Here is a 26489-nt window from a genome sequence, read left to right as displayed (position 1 = left end):
CAAGTCGTCCAGAAATGGCGGTTGGCAATTGCCAGCCGCTTTTTTATTTGCCTTCGCGGACTATCGGCAAGCTGATAGTGAATGTAGCGCCGCCCGCTTCGTTTCTTCGAACGTCGATCGTGCCGTCATGCCCGGTAACTATTCCATAACAAACGGCGAGTCCGAGACCGGTTCCTTTTCCGGCGGGCTTTGTCGTAAAGAAAGGGTCGAACGCCTTCTTTCTGTTTACATCATCAAGACCGACCCCATTGTCGCTGACCTCGATGATCACGTTTCCGGCATCTGCCTTAGCGCTGATCTGTAAAGCTCCGTTTTGATCTATCGCATCACGTGCGTTAAGAAAAAGATTCAGAAACACCTGCTGCAGTTGATCGCCGTCGGCGAATATCGGCGGGAGTTGTTTCTCAACTTTGAGTTCGACATCAAGACGCTGGAATGACGAATCGAAATTTGCGAGACGGAGTGCCGATTCGATAACGGCCCGAATACTAGTGATCGACCTTTCCGCCGGCCTGGTTCGAGAAAAATCTGTGAGGTCTTTGGTTACTCGGGTTATTCGATCGATCTGTTGCTGTACCAAGTCAAGCTGTTCGTCCTTTTCCGTACCGACAAGTTTTCCGGACCGGATCATCTGAACGATACTAGAGATCGAGGCAAGCGGATTATTGACCTCGTGCGCGACACCCGCCGCAAGCATTCCCATCGCGGCTAATCGGTCGGCTCGCTGCATTTGCTCATTCATTTGTTTTAGCTGATCGATATCAGCCGCCATTTTCCGGCTCATCTCGTTGAACGAACCGGCCAGGAGCCCGATCTCGTCATTGCTTTTCTTCAGATCGACCTCTGTGCCGTAATCACCTTCGGCGACGCTAACTGCGGCAAGAGTGATCTTCTGCAGTGGACGAGAAATAATGCGAACTACAAGAAGAACAAGAAGCAGATTTGGGATGAGCGCCGAAACAACACTGAATACAAGGTAACGCTTCCACGCGTCGATCGATGGCCCATCCTGAAATGACCACCAGACGATAGGCACCTGAAAGAGCAGAAAACTCAAGATCGCGACCGTCGCGATACTCAATGCGATCTTGTATGTGATCGGAAACAGCCGAAACTGATCGAATGCCGTCTGCAGCGAAAAAAGTCGAAAACTCGAGATCGCATACGCGTAGATAACGACGCCCGGCAAAGCGAAGATCGAGCTGTAGGGCAAAAGCGAATAGACATCAAAGAACGGCAGGACGAGATTCGCAAGCGTTTTCAACACTCCTGTGATCGCAAGTCCCCAAAGTATCGCCCCGAGTTGTTGGCCCTTTATCGTTCCCTTATATCGTCGATACTTAACAAAAAGCGTTGCCGCACCGTAAAAGAAGACGAAATAAACATAGCCGACGAACAAATAAGCAAGCGGTGCCAATTCGATCGAGAATATGCCCTGTATAAGAGTGACTTCGCTCCACAGATATCCAAAGACAGCGGCGGGAATAAGGATCAGCCCAGGCGAGAACAATACGGCCGCTCGCTTTCGCGGTGTTCGGCCATCCTCAGGAAATACCCAAGCGAATACAGCCAATGAAAACTGCATTAACAATGCAATTACGAAACTCGAAGCGACCCACCATCCGGCGTTCACGTCGTCCGTGCCAAAGTTCCAGAAGATGAGATCTTTGGTGGTCCAAAGAGCTAAAAACGCAATGAATGCAGCGAACGTCTGGTGAGCACGATTGCGTGGGTTTGCCACGAAAACGTAGAACCCAAGCAAGACGAGCAGAAATAGGGCAAAAAGATGCAGTAATAACAGCACTGCGCAGATTTTAGTTCGGAATCAGAAGAGAATAAAGCGGGGATCGGAGCTTTAATCGATGCGAACCTTCAGATTTACGCCGATGCCATTCCAATATCGCACCTGCAGATTTCGGAAGTCGCGGCGTACATAAAAAAGATCAGCGGTCACATCCTTGGTCAGTTTACGCGAGATGCCTGCGGCGAACTCGTTCGTCGTAAATCGCTTCGCTGTAAAGTCGTAGTAGACCTCGTCGTGAACGTAGGGCGAAAATACTTCTTTGCCTTTATGTTTAACGGGATAGGTGAACGTCAGCCGGTTTCGATATCTGACCGAATCACTTCGCGAGTTCCGGAATCGATATTCGACACGATTGCGATTCTTGATCGAGAATCGCTTCCATTTATTGCCTAGGGTAAGGTCAAACCGTATACGATGTTCATATGCCCGTATGCGGCGGTCGACCTCTCCGCGGCCATAAAGATACGTTGGAGAGAAAGAAATAAAGCGGTTTATCCTGTAATCAAAACCCGTTCCGAGTCGTATGTCGGTCGAACGAAGACGATTCTGCCCCAGCCGAACGACACCAAAAACCAAAAGGGATAACTTGTCGATCTGTTTTTCTTCGCGATCTGACCCTTTTATGATCGGAAAAACCAAGGTGGTTTCATTCCAGATCTGAAAGTCGGAGTCCGGAGTCGTCGATTGTGAGAAGCACGTGGCAACAATGAAAAGCGTGAAATTCAGCACGCCTGCGAATCTCCTGCAGACGATAAAAAATTTTGACTTTGGTGTTTGCATCAGCAAAACCGCAATGTTACAGGAACATCACAGAAATGTTAAATGCGTTCGAAATGTCACCGTCGCCTCTGCTACGAAAGAGAAACTGGCTCTTGAGTCTGGTGACTCGTAAGATGCATCGATTCGCGTGAAATATCTTCGCGAACGGTCGTCTCTGCATGCCTTTGTCGGGTTGCTTCGCTATTGTTCAATGCTGATGCCAGATGTGAATCCCCGATAGCCCTAGCCAACTGTGCCGTTAATGCGGTCAATTCTTTGTCTGCTTCCATCGTGAGGATCGAAGCAAGCAGGTCGCGCTGTGCCAGACGAGAGTGACGTTCTAGTCGAATTCGGTTGAGCCGATCAAAGCAGATCGCGGCAAGTCGAGGCTGAGCGTGGCCGCTGATCTCAAAAAGGGCAAGAGACCCCTCGCCGGTCGTTTGATCTTCGACAGCGAGGCGCAAGCCGACATAACGATCCAATAGCGCCATGAAGGATCGGCGGTGATTATCGGGGAGAGAATTGGAAATAGCTCTTTCAAGGCTCGAACGAAAATTCTCTTCGACCGTAATGATACGTGCATCCAAACTTTTTCGCGTTACGAAATGAGAGACACGTGACGAATTTGACAGGCTGCGTCGTACCAAATGGTATGCGGATGGCAGCCAGAAAAGGAATGAAAACGCCAATAGCGCGATCGATCTTGCTCGGATTGGCCTACTCAGCTGGAAAAAGCGGTACACCGCGAATGGTGCACCGAACGTTAGGTAAATGACAAGTGAATCAAAAATCGTCACGGACCCATGACGTGCAAAGACCATTCCAGACGATCGATTGTCCGGAAATCGGTCAATCAGACGTCTATTAGTAAGATATTTACGCGGAATTGGACGTTTTAAGGGAACATTTTTTGGACACTCGTCGTAAACCAATTTTGGCAGAACGCAAAATTCCATGAGTTTTTTTGGCGTTTTGCGAATCGCGGCCAGGTCCCCTGAGTGTTATTTCAGCCTGATACGCAAAAATTTCTGATGAAATCGTTCATCATTGGCACATCGATTGCATACAGGAATAAACGAAGAATGGAAACGGATTCGATCCTTGAAGCCGAATTAAGTCAGAAACCAATATAAGGAGGAACAATTGCATGATTGACAAATCAAAAGTCAAAGTAATCAAAAAGGCGCAGATCGACGATCGGAAACGGCCGGTGAAGCCGGTAGTAAAGACCAAGCGTGCAGCCGCACGTGAAATGGTCTCGACAGTCACTACGTGGGTCAGCGATTTTCAGACCCGCAAGCGTGACGAGACAAAGATCGCACTGGAAAAGCTGTTTGCTCAACAACCGCAGCCTACGGAGTCCTAGATCGGTTAGGTCCTGAAACGGGCTCCGTAGAACTCTCTTTTCGCAATAATACCCAATATTTATAATCGATAGGCAGCTCTAAACGAGTTGCCTTTTATTCTTCCGGCTGGCAAAAATGCGACGCGTTCTTCGTCATTTGCAAGACGCAGAATCGGATTGTTATCCTTTTAGCTCAAGATCCCGGTAAAGAAAGCTATATGGAAAATAAGGTTGCTCTTGTAACTGGTGCAAGCAGCGGTATCGGACGAGCGACGGCGCTCGCGATGGCTGAAAAGGGTGCGAGCGTGGTTGCTGTTGGTAGGAACGAGGGCGATCTCGGCACACTTCGCGATGAAGCGCGTGACCTGAAGGGCGCGATCCGCGTTCATTTGGCCGATATTACCGAAGTGTCGCAAGTTGACCGATTGGTATCAGAAACGGTTCAGCATTTGAGTCAAATTGACATACTTGTAAATGCTGCCGGGATCATCAAAACCGGTTCGATCGAAAGTACAACCCTTGACGATTGGGACAAAATGATGTCGATCAACGTTCGTTCGATGTTTTACGTGATGCAAAAATGTGTTCCGCATCTAGAAAAGACCAAGGGGAACATCGTTAACATATCGAGCGTAACCGGAACGCGTGCATTTCCTGGAGTTTTGGCATATTGCGTTTCAAAGGCCGCGACCGATCAGCTCACCCGGTGCAGTGCGCTTGATCTTGCACCAAAAGGGATAAGGGTCAACGCGGTCAATCCAGGAGTTGTTGTCACCAATCTCCACAAGCGCGGCGGAATGAGCGATGCCGATTATGACTTGTTTTTGGAGAATGCAAAGAAGACCCATCCACTGGGTCGAGCCGGCGAAGCGCGAGAGGTCGCTGATCTGATATGCTTCCTCGCTTCCGAAAAAGCCGGTTGGATAACCGGCGCAACGTATGCGATCGACGGAGGCCGGGCGGAGACATGCGCCCGGTAATATGACTCGGTCGATCCTGTCCGACGAGGTGATCTTCAGTTGAGACTACAATTGCTGCCAAGTACGATAGATCCAACGGGCAAGGTGTCCGGCGGCCAGCATTTTACATGCTTCGTGATCGACGATCGCGTTGCGATCGACGCAGGCAGTCTGGCGACCTCCGTTTCCGATGCACAGCGCGAAAATATTCGCGATGTACTTCTGACCCATGCTCATCTCGATCATATCGCCGGCCTGCCTCTCTTCATTGACGACCTTTTCGCTAATCTCGATGAACCGGTCCGCGTTCACGCTCGTCGCGAGGTGATCGAGGTACTTGAGCGCGACGTTTTCAATTGGGCGGTGTATCCACGGTTTTCTGAGCTGCGGAACGCCAATGGCCCGGTGCTTGAGTATCGCGAGATCGGGGCAAATGATGAGTTTGGGGTCGCTCACCTGAAAATTAGGTCAGTTGACGTGAATCACAAGGTGACCAGTTCGGGATTTGTAGTTGAGCACGATGATAAGAGCATTGCCCTTTCCGGCGATACAGCCGAAATGGACGCATTTTGGGAACTTATAAATGAGACCGAGGGACTTTCGGCTCTCTTGATCGAATGCGCATTTCCGAACGATCTTGGCGACCTTGCCGACATTTCGCACCACCTCACGCCAGACCGGCTGGCACGAGAACTCGACAAATTTCGGAACAAGGATTGTCCGGTTTACGTCGTGAATCTAAAGCCAATGTATCGCGAGATGATCATCGCCGAGATAAGGTCGCTGCGGCTCTCGTCAGTAGAGATCTTAGAGGTTGGCAGGATCTACGAATTCTAGTTTCATTTCGTCAGGTTGCGGCGAAAATTGATCGGTTCGAATGCTCCTTTTCTATGTTCGTCCGGAAAGTCGTAAAGCGTCACACGTCCGTTCGAAAGGACGGTCTTGACACGAAATGTTCTTGACTCTCGGTCTTTGCCGGGCATGATCTCTCCTCGGAAAGTAACAAGCATTTCGGGCCGTGCCCACATATCGATGTTTGTCAACGGTTCTTGCTTGGGTTTCTTCTTGAAAAGTGGCATATCAATCGTCGGTGGGAGGTTTCTTCTTGTGTTTCACCTTTCGGCCAGCCGGATGTATGCGCTCTTCGGGTTTGTCCTTACCGATTTTTTGGCTTGGAGGCGCAAGGGGTTTACGAATCGAATCAAAGAGAGGGAGGTCCTTTTGTTTTCTTCGTTGGCCGCTCATCGGCGAGGAGTATAACAAAGATCTCGATCTGAGTGTAACTCGATCGATCAAGTCGATTTATGATACGAAGCCTTCGGCCTCAATTGGCTTTCTAATAATGGTCTCGGTTATGCAAAGATTGACATACGCCGGCTTATTACTCACTATTAAAAACGATTTCGACTTGATTCCCAATGCCGCAACAGATTGAAAAGACTGCCATCGGGAAAGCTGCGATCGTTACAGCTGCGGGTGGTCGTGATCGACGCAGCCGAACCGCCAGACCGTTTTGGCTGCCAGCTTCGGGCTTTTATATGCTCGCCATCGCGGCCTCGGGAGGTACATTCTTCCTTGTCTGGGGAATATTGCATGACGGTCGCGATGAGACGCCATGGATCGGTGCTGGTCTTGCCGCCAGCATCGTGCTCGGGAGTGCAGTCTTTCTCCGCGAGATAATTCTGCGAAACGCACGGGAACGACAGGTGATCGAGCAGCGAATGCTCGACCGGACTCTTCGAGGTGTAAGGGCAGCGCATCCTGGTGTGGGAACCGCGCATAAGATCACGCTCGAGCAAAATGCTCAGATGCTCAGACATATCGAGAAGAAATCAGAAGCCGCCAGGATGTTCGGTAAGTTACCTGAGGGGCACCGCGAGGTCTTTGATCTGTGCGACGAGTATCTTGCTGCGATTTCACGGGAATTACCAAATGTCGCGATCGGCTCGCCGCGAATAGCAGCTTTCAAGAACGGAGAGCGTGTTGTTCGCGAAGTACATCGATTTCACATGATGCAATGGGCCGAGATCGAATCGCGAGCCCTTTCCCTTGAATCGAGCAAACGGGTTAAGGTTGCCGAAAAGATCGAGTCTGCGGGCCGCGCTGTGGATATAGTTGACGCAGCATTGTCTCATTATCCGGATGAACCGGCCTTGATCGAATCGCGTACGGTTCTGGCCGAGGTCATTTCGTCGCTTGAGGTCTCGTCGCTGGTTGAAAAGGCCGAGCGTGCCGAGAAACGAAGTAATCTGAAGCGTGCGCTCGTTCACTATCGGCATGCGCTTGGATTGGTCCAAACTGGTTTCGCTGGAACTGAAGACGACCGAGCACCGTATGAAAGGATCACGCGCGAGATCGCGAGACTAGAATCGATGCTGGAGGGGCCGACAAGTGAGACCGAGGTTCGCGACGTCTGATCTATTTGACGATAAATGATTGCTCAAAAGTGTCCCAAATGCAGAAGCGACAGGATTCGCAAAGGCTATCGTCCAACGATGATATTGTCGAAATTGTTGTTTCGCTATAACCTGTTGTGCGACAGCTGCAACCTTGAGTTCCGGGGATTTGCGGTTCCGGGAACTGTTGGAACCCGGTCAAAACGCAAACCCAAACGGGATACGCCCTCATCAGATGACGGAAATGGTTCTGACGACTGATCTGTCAATTCGGTGAGGCTGGTTTACGCCATCGAGACATAGTTTGAAACAAGCCTTGCTTACCATTCTTTTTGTAACCTTCGCCGGATATCCGATCGATGTACGAACTCAGTCCATAAAGGCCGCAGGACAGGATCGGATCCACTTTGGCGATGTGATCGACGTCGATGTGGTAGGGAGCTTCGAATTTGACTGGCGGGGCCGGGTGAATCCCGAAGGTTTTCTTGACGGGTTTGACAAAGTTGATAGGCAAATATTCGTGCTTTGCCGGACAGAGAGCGAGGTCGCAACTGAGATCGCGGCGCAATACTCGCGAATTCTCCGGGATCCGAAGGTCATCGTTCAGATCGTAGATAAAACCGACCGTCCGGTCGCTTATGTCGGAGGCGCGGTCAAGACTCCCCAGCGATTCCGAATACAGCGACGTGTGACGATCACCGAGTTGATAGTTCTTGCAGGTGGGATCACCGACACTGCGAGCGGCGAGATAAATATATTTCGTCCGCCGGATCTAAGCTGTGAGGACGACGCCGTTCGCGCCGCAAGTTCGTCGGGGAATCGATCGAAAAGCAACGAACCGAGAAACACCATCATCAAAATTGCCGATCTACTTAGCGGTTCACCGTCGTCCAACGTCTCGATACTTGGCGGCGACATTGTTACGGTCACGCAAGCAATGCCGATCTATGTGATCGGAGGCGTCAACAACCCTCTCTCGCTTTCAGCAAGGGCCGGAATCACGCTTTCTCGGGCGATAGCCGCCGCCGGCGGTATCTCTAAAGAGGGTGATGCGAACGAGGTTACGGTTTTTCGGCGCGAGGCGGGAACCTCTTTGGTGCTTAATTTCAGCTTAGCGGAGATCGAGGCAAAAAAGACCGATGACATCGCGCTAAAACCATATGACGTTGTGGATGTTAGCCAAAAGGGTAGACCAAAACGCCGGTTCCCGCCTGTGATCGAGAATGCGGCGGCATTTGGGTCGGCTGACCCTAAGCTGCCGTTGCGGATCATAGATTGACGTCGCGGATCCTGAACTCTCTGGCGAAAATAAAGTTACGATCACCTAAATGATTGAAAAATGGCCGGTAATTTGTTTAACTTAAAGATTGCGGCATAGTTTGATCCGCCGCGTTGTACATATGTCCAAAAATTCCAGGAAATTTAGCCGGAGGACTGTCGCGATGCTCTGGCTGCTCGCCGCAGCGGTTGTGATCGGGTTTCTGATCTATATCGAACAGATACCTGTATTATACCTACTCGCGACCGTAGGCCTTGTTGCACTTCTTCTGATCGTTGCATTTGCTGATCTCGAAAACGTCGAACTGGTCGACCGTGAACAGTTCTGATAGATAGAAGACGAGCCTGTCGGACGGGATGAGGAACTTGTTTCGAAATCTCTTCGTGATCATTTTGGCTGCAGCGATGCCGTGGCAGGCCGTTGGTTCGACCGATTCTTTCGATCACGCAAAAACGGCTTTGCGTCTTCAGTGGCCGCGAAATCCTATCCGAATTGCCATCTCAGACTCGTTAACGCGAGATAATCTCAACATAAAGGTCGGGAGCGACATTGATGGTGCGATCGGCCGAAGCATTGCCGCTTGGGAATCTGTTGGGAACATACGTTTTGAACGCGCTTCATCGCCACGCTCGAACGTCAGCCCGGCCGGAGCTTCGGGCGATGGTGTCAGCCTTGTAACGATCGCTCCGACGGCTGAGAACGTGCTCTTCTTTGGCAACCAGCTTTTGGACGTGCCTGCAGCTACCCGGATCTTTTTCGATCGCAATGGCGTTATCACAGAGGCAGACATCGTTCTCAGTCCTTTTCATCAATTCTCGACCGACGGAACATTTGGTACTTTTGATCTCGAAACGGTGCTGGTCCATGAACTGGGTCACTTGCTGGGTCTCGAGCATTCAATGATCTCTGGGACGGCGATGCACGAAAACGTCCCTAAGAATGGTCTTTACTCGATGGCGAGTTTCGCGGGACGATCGCTGGCAGATCTGGATCGGGCATTGCTCCTTGAAACGTACGGTCCGATGGCCGGCGAGGAACTCTGTTGCGGAGAACTCGAGGTCCGAGCTACAACGGCGCGAAGCCGACTACAACCGACCGGCAGCATCTGGCTGGAAGAGGCCGAGACAGGTCGTATTTTTGCCGCAAGAAATGCCGACTCGTCGGGCTATGCAAATTTCGGAGGCTTGGCGGAGGGCAGCTACAAAGCGTTTTGGCGCGACGCGCAGATCGCAAAGCCGCAGATCGGCGATCAATTCCTAGGTGATGTCTCGATCGACAACGATGAGCGAGCGATCCTGCGACGATCGCTCAAACGGTCTGACACTGCCGCGCAGTTGCAGTTCGTCGGTTTGAATGGGCAATTGTCAAAGGTTGCCGTTGGTCTCAATCCTGGTCGAACGGTCACGCTTTACCTCGGCGGCCGTAATCTGGATCCGAGGGCGATCATTGTTGGAGCCACGTCGCCGTTCTTCAATGTTGTGAAGGAGTCGCTTCGGGCACTCGATTACGGTGACCGCCTGTCCGTCGTTAGTTTCGAACTCGAATCGACTGCTGATACTCTGCCCGGAACATATTCGATATACGTCGAAGACCGCAGCGGCGCCCGCTCATATTTCCCGGGTGCGATCGTCGTTTTGCCCGCCTCAAATCCTCTTCAAAAGTAGGCTTTTCCGAGAAAAATCCAGTCAAAAAAAGTATTTGCATTTAGCCCTTTTTGGTGCATAATCGAGGGGTTCACCTCCCCGGTGAACATCCGGTCACAGGGAGTGAGGACTTGTGGCCAACAGGGCGACGGTGTGGGAGACGTCGCCCTATTATTTTTTGCAGGCCCAGCGCACCTTGACCTACTGAGCAATCGGCGTAAACTGAATGATATTGCCCGGACCGAAGCGCGCAAATTTGCCTCACGTTCCACGGCGCATGCGACATTGAGATCCCGAATGAACCAATTACCGCTGACTCGATCCGATTCGCGGTTTTTTCGTTTTCCGATATGAAAGTAAAGGAAAGAAGTTGGCTGAAGAAATGGCTTTTCGATAACGTTGGCGAGATCGAAGGCCCGCATGAACATGTCGGTCGGCATCCACAGCATTCTTGGTGGAAAGTGATGTGTCTCACAGGCGTCGATTACTTTTCGACCCTTGGCTACCAGCCGGGAATCGCTCTGCTTGCTGCCGGCGCCTTGTCACCGTTTGCAACGCTGGTTTTGGTGTTGTTAACGCTTTTTGGAGCATTGCCGATGTATCGGCGGGTAGCCGAGGAGAGCCCGCACGGCGACGGTTCGATCTCAATGCTCGAAAAGCTACTTTCGAGATGGAAGGGAAAAATGTTCGTTCTCGCCCTTCTCGGGTTTGTCGCGACAAGCTTTATTATCACGATCACGCTTTCGTCCGCTGATGCCACGGCCCACATAATCGAGAATCCTTACGTTGAACACAATCTTACATTTCTTAACCATGAGATCATCGTCACGCTGGTTCTGATCGCCGCGCTTGGAGCTATGTTCCTACGCGGTTTCAATGAGGTCATCGGTCTGGCGGTCGTTATCGTCGCATTCTATCTGGTTTTGAACATCATCACGATCTCGGTCGGGATGTATCAGATATTTGCGATTCAGCCTGAGATCGTGCCGAATTGGCAGGCGCTTTTGTGGTCTGACCCAAAGATCGAAGGCAGTATCTTTCTCCTTATTGCTGCCTCGATCCTGACCTTTCCAAGACTCGCGCTCGGTCTTTCGGGGTTTGAGACAGGGGTTGTTGTGATGCCTCTCGTAAAGAGTGATGTTGAGCTTCCGAAAGCGAAACTCGCTACGCTCCATATGTCGGTGATCGACCAGACCGAAGAGCCGCCCGACGTCACCAGACACATCGAAGGGCGCATCAGAAACGGAAAAAAGCTCTTGACCGGTGCTGCGGTCATAATGAGTTTTTTCCTTGTCGGCAGCAGTATTGTTACAACGATGCTTATCCCCGCGTCTGAGTATCAGGAGGGCGGCAAGGCTTATGGCCGGGCAATCGCGTTCCTTGCACACAAGTACCTTGGCACCGGCTTCGGAACCGTATACGATCTAGCGACGATCTCAATACTCTGGTTTGCCGGCGCTTCAGCCATGGCGGGTCTATTGAATATCGTCCCGCGTTATTTGCCGCGTTACGGCATGGCTCCTGATTGGGCTCGGGCAACGAGACCGTTGGTCTTGGTATTCACCGCCATTTGTTTCTTGGTGACGATCTTTTTTGAGGCTGATGTGGCGGCCCAGGGCGGTGCGTATGCTACCGGTGTTTTGATGCTGATGACCTCGGCGGCCGTCGCCGTTACGATCTCGGCTCGCCGCAAAGCTGAAAAGAAATGGATCTTTTTCCTTATGATCACGGTCGTCTTTGTTTACACGACGATCGTGAACATGATCGAGCAGCCTGGCGGCATCCAGATAGCTTCGTTATTCATATTGGCGATCATCGTCACCTCGTTCATTTCGAGGGCTATGCGGACGACCGAACTGCGGATCGACAAGATCACGTTCGATGAGAAAGCTCTTGAGTTCATCGAGGAGATGTCCGAGGGCGACATTCGGATAGTCACGAATCGTCGTGAAGTGGGCAACGTAGGCGAGTATAGATTCAAGGAACACGAAAAGCGGATCGATAACCACATCCCATCGTCCGATCCGGTGATCTTTTATGAGGTCGAACTCGGGGACGCTTCGGAATTCACCGGCGGGCTGACGATCCGCGGAGTCGATATCGAAGGATATCGTATCCTGCGGACCGAATCGCCAGCCGTTCCGAACGCGATCGCCGCCCTGTTATTGCATCTTCGTGACCGTACAGGCAAGATCCCGCATGTCTATTTCGGATGGAGTGAGGGGAACCCGATCATGTACCTTGCTCGTTACATTCTCTTTGGCGAGGGCGATACGGCACCCGTAACGCGTGAGATCCTCCGCCAGGCGGAACCTGACCCCGAATTGCGGCCTAATGTTCACGTCGGCGGATAGGTCAACGATCGGGGCTGCCGCTGTTGAGAAGCGACGGGTTCATTTCGAGAAAACAGGAACGGCAATAGACCGGCCGGCCCTGAGATGGATAAAAAGGTACGGTCGTGCTTGCATTACAGCTTGCGCAGTTGACCGAGACCTCGATGCGTTGCTTTATGCCGGATTCCTGAGCCGCGGCTATCGCAGCCAACCTCTGAGTCTTTGCTTGTTTACAGTCCTTGCAACGCTTTGGCGGATTTTTCAGGTTCTTATCTCGAAAGAACGCCTGCTCACCGGAAGTCCAAATAAAGTCGTTCCCGCAATCGATACAGTTGATCGATTGATCTACAAATTCGGCTTCACCCGAAACCGAACCGTTTTCGTGTCCGTCGATTTCGTTATACCCATGTTCGGTCATTGCACAAGCCTCCAATAATGTCGCGTCGCGGTCGGACAATCGCCGAGACTATTGCAATACGCTTTCCCCGGACGATCGGTTCATAAAGAACGCTGAATGTCCGAAAATTCGACAAGATTCAACGAAGATTTCCCAGCGACAACATCAAACAAAACCGTCTGGGAGCGAATGGGGCTGGGACTATCTGCGACCTTATAACTATTGACTTTCGCTGTCAAGCCAAAACGATTTGCACAAAAGTCCGGCGTTTGTAAAGATTGACACAATGAGAATTCTAGTCATCGGATCGGGTGGGCGTGAGCATGCGATCTGTCGCTCTTTTTCGCGGAACCGACTCGTTGAAAAGCTGTTTTGCGCCAATGGCAATGCCGGTATCGCGTCGATGGCTGAGCTTGTACCAATCAGCCCGAACGAGATCGTATCGCTTGCCGATTTTGCCCAAGCCAACGCGATCGATCTTACTTTTGTCGGTGGTGAGACGCCGCTCGCGCTTGGGATCGTCGACGAATTTAAGTCTCGCGGGTCTAGAATTATCGGAGCTTCTAAGGACGCGGCGCGGCTCGAGGCCAGCAAGTCGTTTGCGAAGGATTTCATGCGTCGACACGAGATTCCGACCGCACAATATCGAACCGCACATTCATCATCAGAAGCCATCGCAATATTGAATTCGGGATTGTTTGGCGACGCTCTATCGCCTGTTGTTGTAAAGGCCGATGGTCTCGCGGCCGGTAAAGGGGTCGTCGTTGCCGGCAACCGCGCCGAAGCTCTGACGGCGATCGCCGAGCTTGCGACAACGGTCGGCACAGAAGCGGCAGCTGTCATCGTATTGGAAGAATGCCTAGTCGGCAGGGAAGTCTCGCTGATAATGTTCTGCGACGGGGAGAACTTCGCTCTAATGCCTGCAACCCGAGACCATAAGCGTATCGGTGACGGCGACACTGGACCGAACACCGGTGGGATGGGTACATTCACCGATGCATCGCTTCTAAGCAAGGGCCAAACCGATGAAATAATTGAATCGATCGTCAAACCGACCATTCGAGGCTGCAAAAGCGAAGGCTTTCCTTTCTGCGGAATTCTATTTCTCGGACTTATGATGACCGATCGCGGCCCGCAGGTCTTGGAGTACAACGTGCGTTTTGGCGATCCTGAAACGCAATCGATCCTGATACGTCTCGAGACCGATCTTGTCGAAATTTGCGAAGCGATGCTTGAAGAGCGGCTTGATCGTACTGAGATCAGATGGCGTTCAGGCAACTCGGCATGTGTCATCGTGGCGTCTGACGGTTATCCCTACAAAGCCAGGACCGGCGATGTGATCGCAGGCCTTAACAGACTTGACGGGCTTGACGACATCGTCGTATTTCATTCCGGAACTGCAATAAACGATGCAGGAGAATTCGTAACCGCCGGCGGACGCGTTCTCGGCGTGACCGCGGTCGGGGATGACCTCGATTCTGCGATCTCAAAGGCGTATGAAGCGGTCAAAATGATCGAATTTGACGGAATGCAGTATCGAAAAGATATCGGCAAATAAGCTTGAGAACCGACAGCGACATCAAATAGCTTTATTTGGCTGCCGTTGGTTTGTACGACCGACTAACAACTTTTGTCATTTTCTCGCAGTAAAACATCTAATTAATACAGTTTAGTTCTCGAACAGAGCACTTATTCGCCGGGTTTTTCCTGATCGGAAAGAATCGATGCCATTGTCAGAGTTCTGGCACGATTATTGATTTATCGTTTCGTGGTTATTGGCCGAGTCTTCCATCTCAGCCGCTTTTTTGGAGGTGGTAAAAAAATGAAAGACCAAAAAGGGTTCTCGCTGATCGAATTACTGATCGTGGTGGTCGTGATCGGCATAATCGCTGCGATCGCGATACCGAACCTTCTCGCATCGCGACGGGCGTCGAACGAGGCATCGGCGATTTCGACACTTCGAACGGTTCATAGCGCACAGGTCACTTATGCATCGACATTCGGCGGCGGGAATTATGCAGGGACCGTCGCTGCTTTCGACAGCGTTTCGTTCGCGCAACTCGGTACTGCCCGACTGATCGATCCCGTACTTGCGACCGGCATCAAAAGCGGATTCTCGTTCACAGGTGGCGTAAGCAGCTCGACGCCGGCTCGACCTGCCAGTTTTTGTGCGCGGGGCGTTCCATTGACGACTGTCGGAGTGACCACGACCGGTACTCGCAATTTTGCTGTTGCAACCGACGGCGTCATCTTTTCGGCCTCGGCGGATATTCCTGCTAATGCAAACTGTGTATTGGACGGCACGGGTGCTGCGGCGGTCGCCGCTGCTCTGCCGTTAAACAATTAGGCCGGAAATTACAAGAGAGCAACGACGAACTCGGATCGGCAATGCTTCGATCCTGGAAACCAGCTCGGTATTGCTGCGGAGTTCGGCCAGCGCATAACATCCTGTTCTAATATTCAGAGACACTTTGAAGGAACGCTTGGTGATTTCGGGTCATTTCGTGAAGCGAATCGCCACCAAATTTTTCGCGCAATGAATCTGCAAGAACGATCGCGATCATCGATTCGGCGATAACGCCGGCTGCGGGAACGGCCGTAATGTCCGATCGCTCGAATGCCGCCAGACTATCTTCTTTGGAATCGATGTCGACCGAGTGAAGGGCTTTGCGAAGTGTCGAGATCGGCTTCATGTAACCCCGAACGCGAAGTTCCTCGCCGTTCGTGATCCCGCCTTCGAGCCCGCCTGCTCGATTCGTCGGCCGGACGAATTGCTCGCCGTCATGGTGGATCTGGTCGTGAGCCTCCGAGCCAAATCGCCCTGCATTTTCGATCGCTTCGCCGATCTCAACCGCTTTAACAGCATGTATCGACATTATCGCCCTTGCTATTCGACCATCAAGCTTGTCTTCCCAGCTTGTGTGCGAACCCAATCCAACAGGGATCCCTTTTGCGACTACCTCGAATACGCCCCCTAGCGTATCCCCGTTTGCCTTCGCTTCATCGATGAAGGCCACCATCTCGCGTTCGAGACCGCGGTCAACGCAATTCAAAAGCGAATCGACTGGTATCGCGGCAATCGACTCCCAAGCCGCATCGATCGGTCGTTGAGGAATGGGGCCGATTTTCGCGACGTGACTTCGGACTTCGATACTAAACTGCGCAAGAAGCTGTTTCGCTACGGCCCCTGCGGCAACGCGGGCTGCGGTCTCTCGCGCCGACGCTCGTTCGAGGATGTCGCGAAGATCGCGCGTTTGAAATTTCAGTCCGCCTGCAAGATCTGCGTGGCCCGGGCGAGGGCGCTTTACTTCACGCGGATTCTTAGGTTCTGTGTCCGGTTCTACGGCCGACATCACGTCCTGCCAGTGCACGAAATCTCGATTCTCGATAATCAATGCGATCGGTGACCCAAGAGCCTTACCGTGACGAACGCCCGCAAGGACCTTGACCGAATCAGATTCGATCTTCATGCGGCCGCCGCGGCCATACCCCTGCTGTCGTCGCCATAGCTCATGATCGATAGCGTCTTGATCGATCGGCAAACCGGCGGGTACGCCCTCGATTATCGTTACGAGTGCGGGTCCGTGCGATTCGCCAGCGGTTGTGAACTTGAAATGCATATCAAGACGATCCTGAAAGAATATCTAGCCACGGATAGCCCGAGTTTCACAAACCACTAGGCTTGAATTTCTGAAACGGCCGCTATCTGGTGCGGATCTTCGTGAATCTTCCTTCGACGAAATACGATCAGCGCGATACTTGCAAGAATCAGCGATCCGCCGAATATCGTCTGTGGCGGAAGAGTTTCGCCCAGTACAATGTTGCCGATCACGACCGCGATCAACGGCGTGATCAACGAGATCATCATCGCTTTTGTAGATTCGATCCGGGCCAAAAGCCAATAATAGAGCCAGAAGGCTGCGATGGTGCCGGCGATCGACAGATACAGGACGGACACTGTTGATCGCATTCCCCAGTGATGATGGAACGGCGAGCCCTCGGCAGCGAGTGCGTAAATGATCAAAGGCGGCAGACCGCAGATCATCTGTACAAAAAGAATGATCACTGGATCAAGCCCACCGGCCCGGGCCTTAATAAGTATCGAGGCCTGTGCTGCTGCGTATGCGCCAATGACAATTGCTGCCGCTCCAGCGAATGCAAGCGTACTCTCGACTCTCAATTGGTCGGCAAATATGATCCCGACTCCTATGATGCCGATCGCCACGGCGACGATCTTGATAGGTGTGATTCGCTCTGCAGGAAGAAAGATCCATGCAAGGACCAGGCCGAATACCGTGATCATCGCCTGAAGCACGGCCGCGAGACCGGATGTGATATGTTGTTCGGCCCAAAACACCGTACTGTAGTTGATCGTAAACTGCAGCACGCCGGTCAGTATCAGTAAACGCCATGTAGACCCCGTTCTTGGGAACGGCAGCTTTTTGAAAAAGATCACCGGGACGAGAAGCACTGCAGATAGCAAAAAACGCGAGACGGCAAAAGTAATTGGCGGAAGTTCCTCGAGCCCGATCTTGATGAATATCCAGGTCGAGCCCCAGATAAGACAAAGGATGATCCAAACAATAACGTTCATTCGATGCTCGTCTCAGCTGCGCTCGTAAAAGCTCAGATTCGTTTCGCCTTGTTTGAGGATCCGCCATCTCCTCAAATGGCCGACAGCGTCCGGCAACCGGTTTTTCAGATGGTGTTCCGCGATCAATAAACCGCCGTCCAATAGAAGCCGCGAACCTTCGGCACCAAAATCGAACAAGACGTCTGAATAGTCGCTATCATACGGCGGATCGAAAAAGACGATATCCCAACCTGACCTATGTTCGCGTCCGGTGAAATTCTCGGCCGCGAGAGCCAAAACCTCGGTCTTGCTTTCGGCGATTCCAAGCAGGTCAAGATTTTCCTCGATCAGAGCACAGGCTTTACGGGATTTGTCCACGAACGTAACAAACGCAGCACCGCGGGAAACGGCTTCCATACCGATCGCTCCGGTTCCAGCGCACAGATCGAGGAAACGGGCATCATCGATCCGCGGCGCCAGTACATTGAACAAGGTCTCGCGAAGCCGGTCGGACGTGGGCCGCGTACGGCTGTCCGGCGGACTTTTGATCACGCGACCACGAAATTCGCCGGCGATGATGCGCATATCTGATTATCCTATCGTGGCGAGCCGGAATTTTGAATCTGAACGAACGATCTCGACAAGTTTCGCCGTTTCCTTGTCCAGGCTCTTTGAAAAGATCACCTGTTCAGCTTCGTACCGCGCGGCTTCCAGTATCTCAATATCCCGTACGATATTCGCGATCCTCAACAATCGAACGCCCGATTGACGCGTGCCAAGGATCTCGCCCTCACCACGAATCTCCAGGTCTTTTTCGGCTATTTTGAACCCATCGTTCGTTTCTTCCATTATTCCGAGTCGGTCTTTCGCGACTGCCGTTTTCTTATCTCCCGTCAAAAGTACGCAATAGCTCCTTTCCGAGCCGCGTCCAACTCGGCCGCGAAGCTGATGAAGCTGTGACAAGCCGAAACGCTCAGCATGCTCGATCACCATCGTCGAAGCGTTTGGTACATCCACGCCTACCTCGATAACTGTCGTCGATACAAGAATGTCGATATTGCCGGCAACGAAGGCACTCATTATCGCGTCCTTTTCGTCTGACTTCATCTTGCCATGCAGCAAGCCAACGCGGCGGTTCGGAAAGACCTCGTCACGGAGTACTTCGAACATTGCCGTCGCAGCCTTTAGGTCCAGTTTTTCTGATTCTTCGATAAGCGGATACACGACATATGTTTGGCGGCCGAGCGCCAGTTCTCGTTCGATGCCCCTATATACACCCGCACGTTTATCTTCGCCGACTACCACCGTTTTGATCGGTGTCCGGCCGGGCGGGAGTTCGTCGATCAGAGAGACGTCAAGATCACCGTAGACCGTCATTGCAAGCGACCGCGGGATCGGCGTCGCGGTCATTACGAGAACGTCCGGGTTAGTTCCGAGCTTCTTGAGTGCAGCACGCTGCAGGACGCCAAAACGGTGCTGTTCGTCAATGACGGCAACCCCGAGATCTTCGAATTCGACTGCGTCCTGTATCAACGCATGTGTCCCAATGATGACCTGTATTTCACCTTTGGCGATCGATTCCTGGATCCTTCGTTTCTCAGTGGCCTTCATGCTCCCGATGAGGAGACCAACCTGATACCCAGCTTTTTCGAAAAATGAACGTGCGTTCCGATAATGCTGATCGGCGAGTATCTCGGTCGGTGCCATGAGTGCCGCCTGATATCCATTTTCGATCGCTGCAAACATGGTAATGAAGGCAACGATGGTCTTACCGCTCCCGACATCGCCCTGGATCAAACGATTCATCGGAGCATCTGAGGTAAGGTCTGCGAAAATCTGTCTGACGACTCGCCGCTGCGCTTCGGTAAGCCGAAAGGGAAGCAGTTCGGCAATGCGACGTTTCATCTCGTCGGTGATCTCGATAACCGAACCCTTTGACTCTTTCCGTCGCTCACCGCGGATCAACTGAAGTGAAAGAGAGAGCCAAAAGAACTCTTCGAAGATCAGTCGGCGATGAGCGTTACTGCGGTAACTCTCGTATTCGGAGATCTTTGCCGAGTCGGGAGGAAAGTGGATCTCGGTGATCGCGTCCGCGCGGTTTATCAGACCGTTTCGCTCTCTCAAGCCGCTCGGCAGATTTTCGTCAACCGATCCGACATCAAGTTCTTTGACCACAAAAGATAAGATCTCGCGAAGCCGTTTTGTTTGGAACGGCCCAAGTTTACGATAGACCGGAACATGCCTTGCCGTATGAACTGTTGCGAACTCCGCACGGATTTCGTCCTTTTCCAGTTCCTCATCCTCCCGATCTTGCGAAGGGGCTGGTGAGGCGGACTGTGAATCAGATACCGTCGAAAGGAGTCCGAACGTCTCGTCGTCCTCGCTGTTCGGCAGTATCTCAAGCTCTTCGGGCCGATTCACTTTCAGGACGAATGTGTTCCGGCGTCCGTCCCATTCCCACCTACCGTGAGCGACAAGCCGAACGCCGCGGCTGAATCGCTTTGAATAGTATTCGATTACAGGTTTGGCCGTTTTGCCGGAAATGAACCACATCACGACAACGGGTTTTCGGACCCGTTCGCGGTCGCCGCCCGTCAGTTCGAAAATGTATAGCGGTGGTTTTTTCGGTCCCCGATTCTTTCCAACTTGGAATGCGCCCGAGACACGAACAAAAAGTTCTACCGAGGCCTCGATCCCGTCATACAGCTTGTCTATCTGTAGCAGGTTCGAGCGGTCCTCATATCTTGCCGGAAAATAACAAAGAAGGTCCTCAACATTCGTATCGTACGGATCAACACGACCCGCAAAGCCCGCAACGGCGGCTGCGAGTTTTCGTGCGACGGCCGGCGAGAGACCAGATCCTTTGATCGCGGCCAGATCAACGAGTGGCGTTTTCAACGAAATGCTCGGCATCGGGTATTCGGCTGCTGCCTGAAAAGAGTTTACCAAATAGGCTTGCCGGCTGCTTCGGTGCCGTTCAAGCAGGCACCACGAGGATCAGCTTTCGAGCTTGAATGGATTAAAGTCCGTTTCGCGATCGTAGTAATCCTCATTCTCGGCACGCTTCAAGAATCCGACAATGAGATAGGTGAAGGGGGTTGCAAGTACTTCCCAAAGGACCTTAAGGAAATAATTTCCGACCATCACGTTTACGACTTGTTCGGTCGGCCAAACACCGAGAAAAGCGACAGGATAGAAAATAAGACTGTCGGCCATTTCGCCGAATATCGTGGAGCCGATGGTGCGGGTCCAAAGAAATCGCCCCGCGGTCAACAGTTTTAATTTCGCGAGCACGAACGAATTAACGAATTCGCCGGCCCAGAAACCGAAGAGCGACGCTGCGACGATCCTCGGGGTCTGTCCGAAAATCATGTTGACGGCGTTGACATACTCGGGCGGCATACTCTTGGCCGCGGGCAGGCTTGTTACCGTAACCGCCATCAGCGAGGCAAAGATCAACGCGCCGAATCCTGCCCATATAACGCGTCGCGAGCGGGCGTACCCGTAAACCTCGGTCAGAATGTCGCCGAAAAGATAGCTAATGGGAAAGAAAAGAACCCCTGCTCCGAAAACGTATTCGCCGATCAGTGGAAGTTCGACGTAAGAGACCTTATGAACACCGATCAGGTTGGAGCACAAAATGACCGCTACAAAAGCGGCCAGGATAAGATCATAATAGCGGTATCGTTTAGTCGTCAGATATCTGCGGAATCCCGTTGTTTCACTGCTCAGATTCTAGCAAATGCGAAAACCGGAAAACAAAAAAATGAAGCGGATCTGCGACAGATCCGCTTTGATCGAAATATTACAGGCCCGCTAAAGACCGGGACCGTGGCTGTTACGAAAGTTCTGAAACGTGCTTTGTCAGCCGCGATTTATGACGGGCAGCCGTATTTCTGTGGATAAGTCCTTTGTTAACTGCCTTATCTATTAGAGAAACCGTTGGGTTAAGCAGGTCAGAACTGCCGGCTTTGTCGCCCGTTGCGAGGGCGGCTCGCAGAGTCTTGATCTGAGTCCGAAGTTTGCTTCTGTTGCTGCGGTTGTTCGCGTTCCGTTTTTCGTTCTGCCGAACTCGCTTTTCTGCCGATTTATGATTTGCCATCGTTGTTATTTAAGGATCGAAATTCCAATAAAAGACAAACTCCAGAGTATAGATTTCCAGGCTTGCTATGTCAAGCGGCAGGCGTCAGTCAGCACGAAGGGCGAATTTGTGCACGAGGTCAACAAATAGCACAAAAATGGGCGGATAGAATACGAATTCAGGTTTCAGTGTTTGCGAAAACATTGCCGGGATCGAAACGGAAACAAAATCGACATAGCTTCCGATGACCAGCCCAATACCAAAGCTCCCGATGGTTCCGCCAACGAGGATGCCTCCCGCAAAGACCCTTGAGTAAGGTTTCGTTCGGGTTTCCGCATCGTCTAGGATCGAATCGTGAATCTCATCGTCATTATAAGTAAATCGGTCGAGGCCGTCACGAATACGGCCGTAAAGGTGGATCACGCCAGCTGCAAACAGCGAAACCAGGACTATCTTCCCAATAACCGCCGAGTTTGAAAAGAACTGAGGCTTGAAAATGGCGACGACCATCGTTGAAAGAAACAAGGCGACGGTCGGGAAGATCACTCGTTGCAATGCGAGTGATTCACGACGTTCCTCTGCGATCATGCGGTCGATTATCTCGTTATACCGATGTTCATAGACCAACTGTCGCCATCGCCGGGCATGAGAATTCGACGAGGCAAAAACAGAATCACCGTTAAGTGTTTCGTCGATCTTTAGCTCCAGAAGTCTTTTGTCGTAATTTGCCCGATCCTCTGGGTTGCCGAGTACTTCGTAAGCCTCAGCGATCGCTGCGAATGCCCGGGCCGTCTGTTCTGAACCGTCATTCTTGTCCGGGTGAAGTTTACGAGCAAGCCTTCGGTACGCCGATTTGATCTCGGACTTCGAAGCATTCTGTGAAACTTTGAGCGTCTCGTAATAATTCACGATTGAAACTTTTCGATGCGAGGAAAACGACGTGCGGCCGCCCAAAAAATGAGCGTGCTAACGAAAAAATTGTATCACAAAAACCCTCCCAAATTGCATCGAGTTTCAATGCCCGTCAGTTAAGATCGTCTATCTGAAGACTTACCGGGTCGGCACCGGCCATTCGGACCGCATCGACTATACTTGCCACGTGTCCGTACGCGATCTTTGTCGGGGCCTTGATAAATACGGTTCGTTCGATGTGTGGCCGTCCCGATCCGTCGTTGCCCGATAGCGTAAAGGATTCGTAACGCCCCGCAAATACGGCTCGCAGTTCCTCGATCAAGGCAGACGGTGAAGTGACCGTCGCCAGATGTTTGCCGTTGAGTAAAAGACGTTGATCCGGATCGATGGCAACGATCAGGGTGTGAGGATGGTTAATGACCCCGGGTTGATCGGTCGGCTCGGCTGGTATCCTGGCTTCGAAGCGGCTTGGACGGGTTGGCGTGATGATCATGAAAATGATCAATAGGACCAGTAGAACATCGATAAGCGGTGTGACATTGATATCGGGACGCGGCATCGTTCTTCCTCCATTGTGTTAGACACCGCGTCGGCGAATTTGTTCCCTAGTTCGAAATGCTGCCGGCCTTTCTAGGTCGTTTGGTCGCTTTCGCATCCGATCGCCGATAACAACGCTGCAGCTTTTAGCATCGATTCGGCGAACTCGCATTCCGGGTCGCTGTCGATAACGATGCCCCCGCCAACATTGAAGACCGCCCTTTTGTCTTTGATCACCATTGTCCTGATCGCGACGTTCAACTGAATTGCGGGCTCAAGCCCAGGAAAGCCTTCTGGAATATAGATTCCGATCGAGCCCATTGAAAGTCCGCGGTCGGCGGTTTCGATCTGATCTATGATCTCCATCGTCCTTATCTTCGGAGCACCGGTGATGGATCCGCAGGGAAATACAGCCCGAATAATTTCCGAAAAGGAGACGTTGCTGCGAAGCTCACCGCTGATGGTCGAGACCAGGTGGAATAGTGAAGGATGCTCTTCCACATCACAAAGGCTTTCAACCTTCACGCTGCCGTATGTGCAAATCCGTCCGAGATCGTTTCTCAACAAGTCAACGATCATCGTATTTTCAGCACGGTCCTTTTCGCTAGCCATCAGTTCAGAGCGGAGCCGCTGGTCCTCATCAAGATCAGCGCCTCGTCGTATCGTACCTTTGATGGGCGACGTTGTGACACTATTGTCAGCGATGCGAAAGAACCGCTCCGGAGAAGCTGAGACGACGCTTGACCCGCCGCGCTCGATGAATGCTCCGAAGGGTGCCGGATGTTGAGCCCGGAGACGTTTGAAGATTTCGAAAGCGGTCAGCCCGATAGGGACTTCGACAGTCAGTTGCTGAGTGAGATTTGTCTGGTACGTGTCACCGCTGCGGATAAATTCCTTTATCATTTCGACAGCGTCGATGTATGACTGTTTATCGAAGTTTGAGGTTACCGTGCCAGGCTCTGTGATCGGCTTCGGATGCGGCGTGGCAGAATCCAGCAGCAAGCACTCAATGCGATCAAATCTGCTTTCGTTCCCAGAAATGATCGTTACTCCTGTATCGTAATCATGGACGATCAGGCATTCAAAAGCGGCAATGAAAAGATCGGGTTCGGATGAAGTTCTAAACCCTTTCGGCCGCTTTGTTATTCCGTTTATCTTCAGGCCAAAGTCGTATGACAACGTGAGAACTGCTGCGAGTCCAAATCGCCCGATCAGCTGTTCAGTTCTTTCCAGGACACTTTCCGCTGTGCCCTCGAGTTCGTAGTTTTCGACCGGATCTACACCGATAATGAGTAAGTGTGAGCCCAGATGGGCCACGCCACAGCTATCGAGAACACTAAAACCAGGCACATTGCAGATCAGCGAAAGCGAATCAATCAGGTGCCCGATAGTGATATCAAGTTGTCGCGACGAGTATCGCATGCAGTGATCGCAGTTCTATTCCCAAACGATGTCAGACGTACTAAGACTTTGCGTCAATTATAAGCCCTTTGGCTTTCGTGAGCGGTCGACCGTACGATAAATTGACCGGCTGGGTCAAGATGATCGTTTCCGTTATGGGAAAAATGAAGTTAGAATGACGCAGTCTGGATCGTTCGGTTTTCCCCGGAATAAAATATGAATTCTACATCCGTTGACAAGCATACCCTTATTCGCGGTTTGGGGCTTGCGGCCGCGGCATCTGTGATCATCGGTAATGTGATCGGAACCGGCGTTTTTCTTAAAGCGAGGGTGATGACCTGCAATGTCGGCAGCCCGAACTGGGTCGTTGCGGCCTGGATAGCGGCAGGTTTGTTATCGCTCGCCGGAGCACTTACGTACGCCGAACTCACAGCGATGAAGCCGCATGCTGCGGGGCCTTATGTTTTCCTTCGGGACTCGTACGGGCGGCTTTCGAGCTTCCTATTCGGTTGGATGCAGATGTTTATCGCGAGGACGGGTTCTCAGGCCGGTGTCGCGGTGGTATTCGCTATCGCGCTGAATGATTATCTAGGCGGAGCCCTTAAGCAGATCCTTTTTCAAACGAGCGTGGCCGGCTATTCCTATGAGATCACATCCCTTCAGTTGATAGCGGTGGTCGTGATAGCGATCTTTACGACACTAAACTGCCTTTCGGTGAGCCTTAGCGGCCAGATCGCGACCGCGCTAACGACGATCAAGATCGGTCTCGTGATACTTGTCGGACTCGGTGCATTCATCTTTGTGACCGGCGGAACATTCGACAATTTTTCATTGATGGACACCGGAGGAACCTGCGAAGGCGTTGCAGAGTCGGTCCGATTCGGTTCTGCCGAATATACATTTCTCGCAGGTTTTGGGGCGGCTATGCTTGGGGCGCTTTGGGGATACGATGGTTGGGACAACCTCTCTTTTGTAGCTGGTGAGGTCAAGGACCCGAAACGGAACATCCCGCTGGCGATCATCGGAAGTGTGCTTTTGATCATCGTGTTATACGTGACCGTTCACATTGCCTACTATTACGTGCTTGACCCGACCGCGATCGCGTCGGTTTCAAAAGATTCATCGGTTGCGATGGTCGTTGTCAGCAAGTTCTTCGGTGGCGATCTTGCGAGTTTTGCTACCGGCTTCGCAGTTGCGATCTTCACCGTCGGCCTGATGCTATCGTCGCTCGGAACCCTTCACACATCCATCTTGAGCGCCTCTCGCATCCCGTATGCGATGGCGAATGACGGCTTAATGCTCAAGCAGTTCAAGAAGGTATCGGTCAATGCGGTTCCGATCAACGGTGTATTGTTCCAGGGCGTTTGGGCAAGTGTTCTGGCATTGTCAGGTTCATTCGACACGCTGACGGATTACGTTATCTTCGGTTCGTGGATCTTCTATGCGTTGATCACGTCATCGATTTTTGTTTTTCGGCGCAAGTACCCGGATATGGAACGACCGTACCGAGCATGGGGATATCCGGTCGTCCCGATCGTATTTCTTTTTGTTGCGGGATGGCTGCTGGTCAGTACACTGATCAATAATCCGACACAGTCAGTAACCGGACTGTTCCTGATCATATTAGGTTTGCCCGTGTACTATTTTCTCAACCGTAATAGCGTTGTTGAAGCGGAGGAAGAAGCAGATGGCAATAACGGATAGACGCAGCGGCGAAGAACGGAGAAAATCGGAGAGGTTCAGGGTCTCATGTGAGATCGAATGGGAGAATCACGCTGGTATCCGCACGGGTACAATGAGTGACATCAGCAGCGACGGCTGCTTTGTCTTGACTTCCGGTGATTTTGCAAACGGTGAAAAGGTGTTCATTTATCTACCGATCGGAGATGGAACCTCGATGCGTCTCGCCGGCGAGATCAATAATCACGTTTTTGAGATCGGATTTGCGATGCGGTTCGTCGAAATGACCGACCATCAGCGGCAATTCTTAGACGATTTTGTCAAAAGGAACCGCGAAGTTCAAAAATAGGATCACAACCGATGGACGCCGGAACAGCAAAGTATATTTGC

The 26489-nt window shown here is 51.8% G+C and carries 26 protein-coding genes; 12 read left to right on the top strand and 14 right to left on the bottom strand.

Going from position 1 to position 26489, the window contains the following annotated elements:
* Nucleotides 1-43: 43 nt before the first annotated feature.
* The 3 genes from IPM28_04905 to IPM28_04895 all read right to left on the bottom strand — a co-directional run bounded on the left by IPM28_04905 (nt 44) and on the right by IPM28_04895 (nt 3150).
* Nucleotides 44-1804 (bottom strand): HAMP domain-containing protein, encoded by a 1761-nt coding sequence (locus tag IPM28_04905; GenBank protein ID MBK9172333.1) that lies wholly within the window; start codon nt 1802-1804, stop codon nt 44-46.
* A gap of 51 nt (nt 1805-1855) precedes the next feature.
* Nucleotides 1856-2533, bottom strand: a complete 678-nt coding sequence (locus tag IPM28_04900; GenBank protein ID MBK9172332.1) for a DUF2490 domain-containing protein — start codon at nt 2531-2533, stop codon at nt 1856-1858.
* Nucleotides 2534-2655: 122 nt separating this feature from the next.
* Nucleotides 2656-3150 (bottom strand): hypothetical protein, encoded by a 495-nt coding sequence (locus IPM28_04895; protein MBK9172331.1) that lies wholly within the window; start codon nt 3148-3150, stop codon nt 2656-2658.
* A 560-nt stretch (nt 3151-3710) separates the two neighbouring features.
* On the opposite strand from IPM28_04895, the gene IPM28_04890 reads away from it, so the two are divergent.
* The 3 genes from IPM28_04890 (at nt 3711) to IPM28_04880 (ending at nt 5704) form a co-directional block, all read left to right on the top strand.
* Nucleotides 3711-3929, top strand: coding sequence for a hypothetical protein (locus tag IPM28_04890; GenBank protein MBK9172330.1), 219 nt, complete (start codon nt 3711-3713; stop codon nt 3927-3929).
* Between the two features lie 197 nt (nt 3930-4126).
* On the top strand, nt 4127-4888 hold the full coding sequence (locus tag IPM28_04885) for an SDR family oxidoreductase (protein MBK9172329.1): 762 nt from the start codon (nt 4127-4129) through the stop codon (nt 4886-4888).
* A gap of 39 nt (nt 4889-4927) precedes the next feature.
* Nucleotides 4928-5704, top strand: a complete 777-nt coding sequence (locus IPM28_04880) for a 3',5'-cyclic-nucleotide phosphodiesterase (protein ID MBK9172328.1) — start codon at nt 4928-4930, stop codon at nt 5702-5704.
* 2 nt (nt 5705-5706) lie between these two features.
* On the opposite strand, the gene IPM28_04875 is transcribed toward IPM28_04880, so the two are convergent.
* Nucleotides 5707-5946: a hypothetical protein gene (locus IPM28_04875; GenBank protein ID MBK9172327.1), complete on the bottom strand. Its 240-nt coding sequence runs from the start codon at nt 5944-5946 to the stop codon at nt 5707-5709.
* 339 nt (nt 5947-6285) lie between these two features.
* On the opposite strand from IPM28_04875, the gene IPM28_04870 reads away from it, so the two are divergent.
* From IPM28_04870 to IPM28_04850, 5 genes are all read left to right on the top strand, one after another.
* Nucleotides 6286-7284, top strand: coding sequence for a hypothetical protein (locus IPM28_04870; protein ID MBK9172326.1), 999 nt, complete (start codon nt 6286-6288; stop codon nt 7282-7284).
* A gap of 283 nt (nt 7285-7567) precedes the next feature.
* Entirely contained in the window at nt 7568-8542 is a 975-nt protein-coding gene (locus IPM28_04865) for an SLBB domain-containing protein (protein MBK9172325.1), read from the top strand.
* A gap of 163 nt (nt 8543-8705) precedes the next feature.
* Nucleotides 8706-8870, top strand: a complete 165-nt coding sequence (locus IPM28_04860; protein ID MBK9172324.1) for a hypothetical protein — start codon at nt 8706-8708, stop codon at nt 8868-8870.
* A 28-nt stretch (nt 8871-8898) separates the two neighbouring features.
* The gene (locus IPM28_04855; protein MBK9172323.1) at nt 8899-10206 is read left to right on the top strand and encodes a matrixin family metalloprotease; all 1308 of its coding nucleotides are present in this window, start codon (nt 8899-8901) and stop codon (nt 10204-10206) included.
* Between the two features lie 329 nt (nt 10207-10535).
* Entirely contained in the window at nt 10536-12539 is a 2004-nt protein-coding gene (locus IPM28_04850) for an amino acid transporter (protein ID MBK9172322.1), read from the top strand.
* Nucleotide 12540: 1 nt separating this feature from the next.
* Here the strand turns inward: IPM28_04850 and IPM28_04845 are convergent, their stop codons facing one another.
* Entirely contained in the window at nt 12541-12936 is a 396-nt protein-coding gene (locus IPM28_04845; GenBank protein MBK9172321.1) for a zinc-ribbon domain containing protein, read from the bottom strand.
* A 265-nt stretch (nt 12937-13201) separates the two neighbouring features.
* Here IPM28_04845 and purD point away from each other — a divergent pair, with 265 nt between their 5' ends.
* Both purD and IPM28_04835 read left to right on the top strand, forming a co-directional pair.
* Nucleotides 13202-14473: a phosphoribosylamine--glycine ligase gene (gene purD / locus IPM28_04840; GenBank protein ID MBK9172320.1), complete on the top strand. Its 1272-nt coding sequence runs from the start codon at nt 13202-13204 to the stop codon at nt 14471-14473.
* A 264-nt stretch (nt 14474-14737) separates the two neighbouring features.
* On the top strand, nt 14738-15262 hold the full coding sequence (locus IPM28_04835) for a prepilin-type N-terminal cleavage/methylation domain-containing protein (protein ID MBK9172319.1): 525 nt from the start codon (nt 14738-14740) through the stop codon (nt 15260-15262).
* Nucleotides 15263-15368: 106 nt separating this feature from the next.
* On the opposite strand, the gene aroC is transcribed toward IPM28_04835, so the two are convergent.
* The 9 genes from aroC to pabB all read right to left on the bottom strand — a co-directional run bounded on the left by aroC (nt 15369) and on the right by pabB (nt 24440).
* On the bottom strand, nt 15369-16535 hold the full coding sequence (aroC, locus tag IPM28_04830) for a chorismate synthase (GenBank protein MBK9172318.1): 1167 nt from the start codon (nt 16533-16535) through the stop codon (nt 15369-15371).
* A gap of 56 nt (nt 16536-16591) precedes the next feature.
* Nucleotides 16592-17509 carry a DMT family transporter gene (locus IPM28_04825; GenBank protein ID MBK9172317.1) on the bottom strand — a complete coding sequence of 306 codons (918 nt, stop codon included), beginning with the start codon at nt 17507-17509 and terminating at the stop codon, nt 16592-16594.
* A gap of 12 nt (nt 17510-17521) precedes the next feature.
* Complete coding sequence (rsmD, locus tag IPM28_04820; protein ID MBK9172316.1) at nt 17522-18073, bottom strand: 16S rRNA (guanine(966)-N(2))-methyltransferase RsmD; 552 nt, start codon at nt 18071-18073, stop codon at nt 17522-17524.
* 6 nt (nt 18074-18079) lie between these two features.
* Nucleotides 18080-20386 (bottom strand): ATP-dependent DNA helicase RecG, encoded by a 2307-nt coding sequence (gene recG, locus IPM28_04815; GenBank protein ID MBK9172315.1) that lies wholly within the window; start codon nt 20384-20386, stop codon nt 18080-18082.
* Between the two features lie 99 nt (nt 20387-20485).
* On the bottom strand, nt 20486-21187 hold the full coding sequence (locus IPM28_04810) for a queuosine precursor transporter (GenBank protein ID MBK9172314.1): 702 nt from the start codon (nt 21185-21187) through the stop codon (nt 20486-20488).
* A 139-nt stretch (nt 21188-21326) separates the two neighbouring features.
* The gene (rpsT, locus tag IPM28_04805; GenBank protein MBK9172313.1) at nt 21327-21590 is read right to left on the bottom strand and encodes a 30S ribosomal protein S20; all 264 of its coding nucleotides are present in this window, start codon (nt 21588-21590) and stop codon (nt 21327-21329) included.
* Nucleotides 21591-21674: 84 nt separating this feature from the next.
* Nucleotides 21675-22478, bottom strand: a complete 804-nt coding sequence (locus IPM28_04800) for a J domain-containing protein (GenBank protein MBK9172312.1) — start codon at nt 22476-22478, stop codon at nt 21675-21677.
* Between the two features lie 115 nt (nt 22479-22593).
* On the bottom strand, nt 22594-23040 hold the full coding sequence (locus IPM28_04795) for a biopolymer transporter ExbD (GenBank protein MBK9172311.1): 447 nt from the start codon (nt 23038-23040) through the stop codon (nt 22594-22596).
* 71 nt (nt 23041-23111) lie between these two features.
* On the bottom strand, nt 23112-24440 hold the full coding sequence (gene pabB, locus IPM28_04790; protein ID MBK9172310.1) for an aminodeoxychorismate synthase component I: 1329 nt from the start codon (nt 24438-24440) through the stop codon (nt 23112-23114).
* A 195-nt stretch (nt 24441-24635) separates the two neighbouring features.
* On the opposite strand from pabB, the gene IPM28_04785 reads away from it, so the two are divergent.
* Together IPM28_04785 and IPM28_04780 are read left to right on the top strand one after the other, a co-directional pair.
* Nucleotides 24636-26123, top strand: a complete 1488-nt coding sequence (locus tag IPM28_04785; protein ID MBK9172309.1) for an amino acid permease — start codon at nt 24636-24638, stop codon at nt 26121-26123.
* A complete protein-coding gene (locus IPM28_04780) occupies nt 26107-26448 on the top strand; it encodes a PilZ domain-containing protein (protein MBK9172308.1) in 342 nt (113 codons plus the stop codon). Before IPM28_04785 ends, IPM28_04780 begins: the two co-directional genes overlap by 17 nt.
* Nucleotides 26449-26489: the final 41 nt, after the last annotated feature.

Source organism: Chloracidobacterium sp., from assembly GCA_016716305.1.
Taxonomy (GTDB): Bacteria; Acidobacteriota; Blastocatellia; order Pyrinomonadales; family Pyrinomonadaceae; genus OLB17.
The sequence above is the reverse complement of the archived record's forward strand: the minus strand, read 5'-3'. Positions and strand labels throughout refer to the sequence as shown.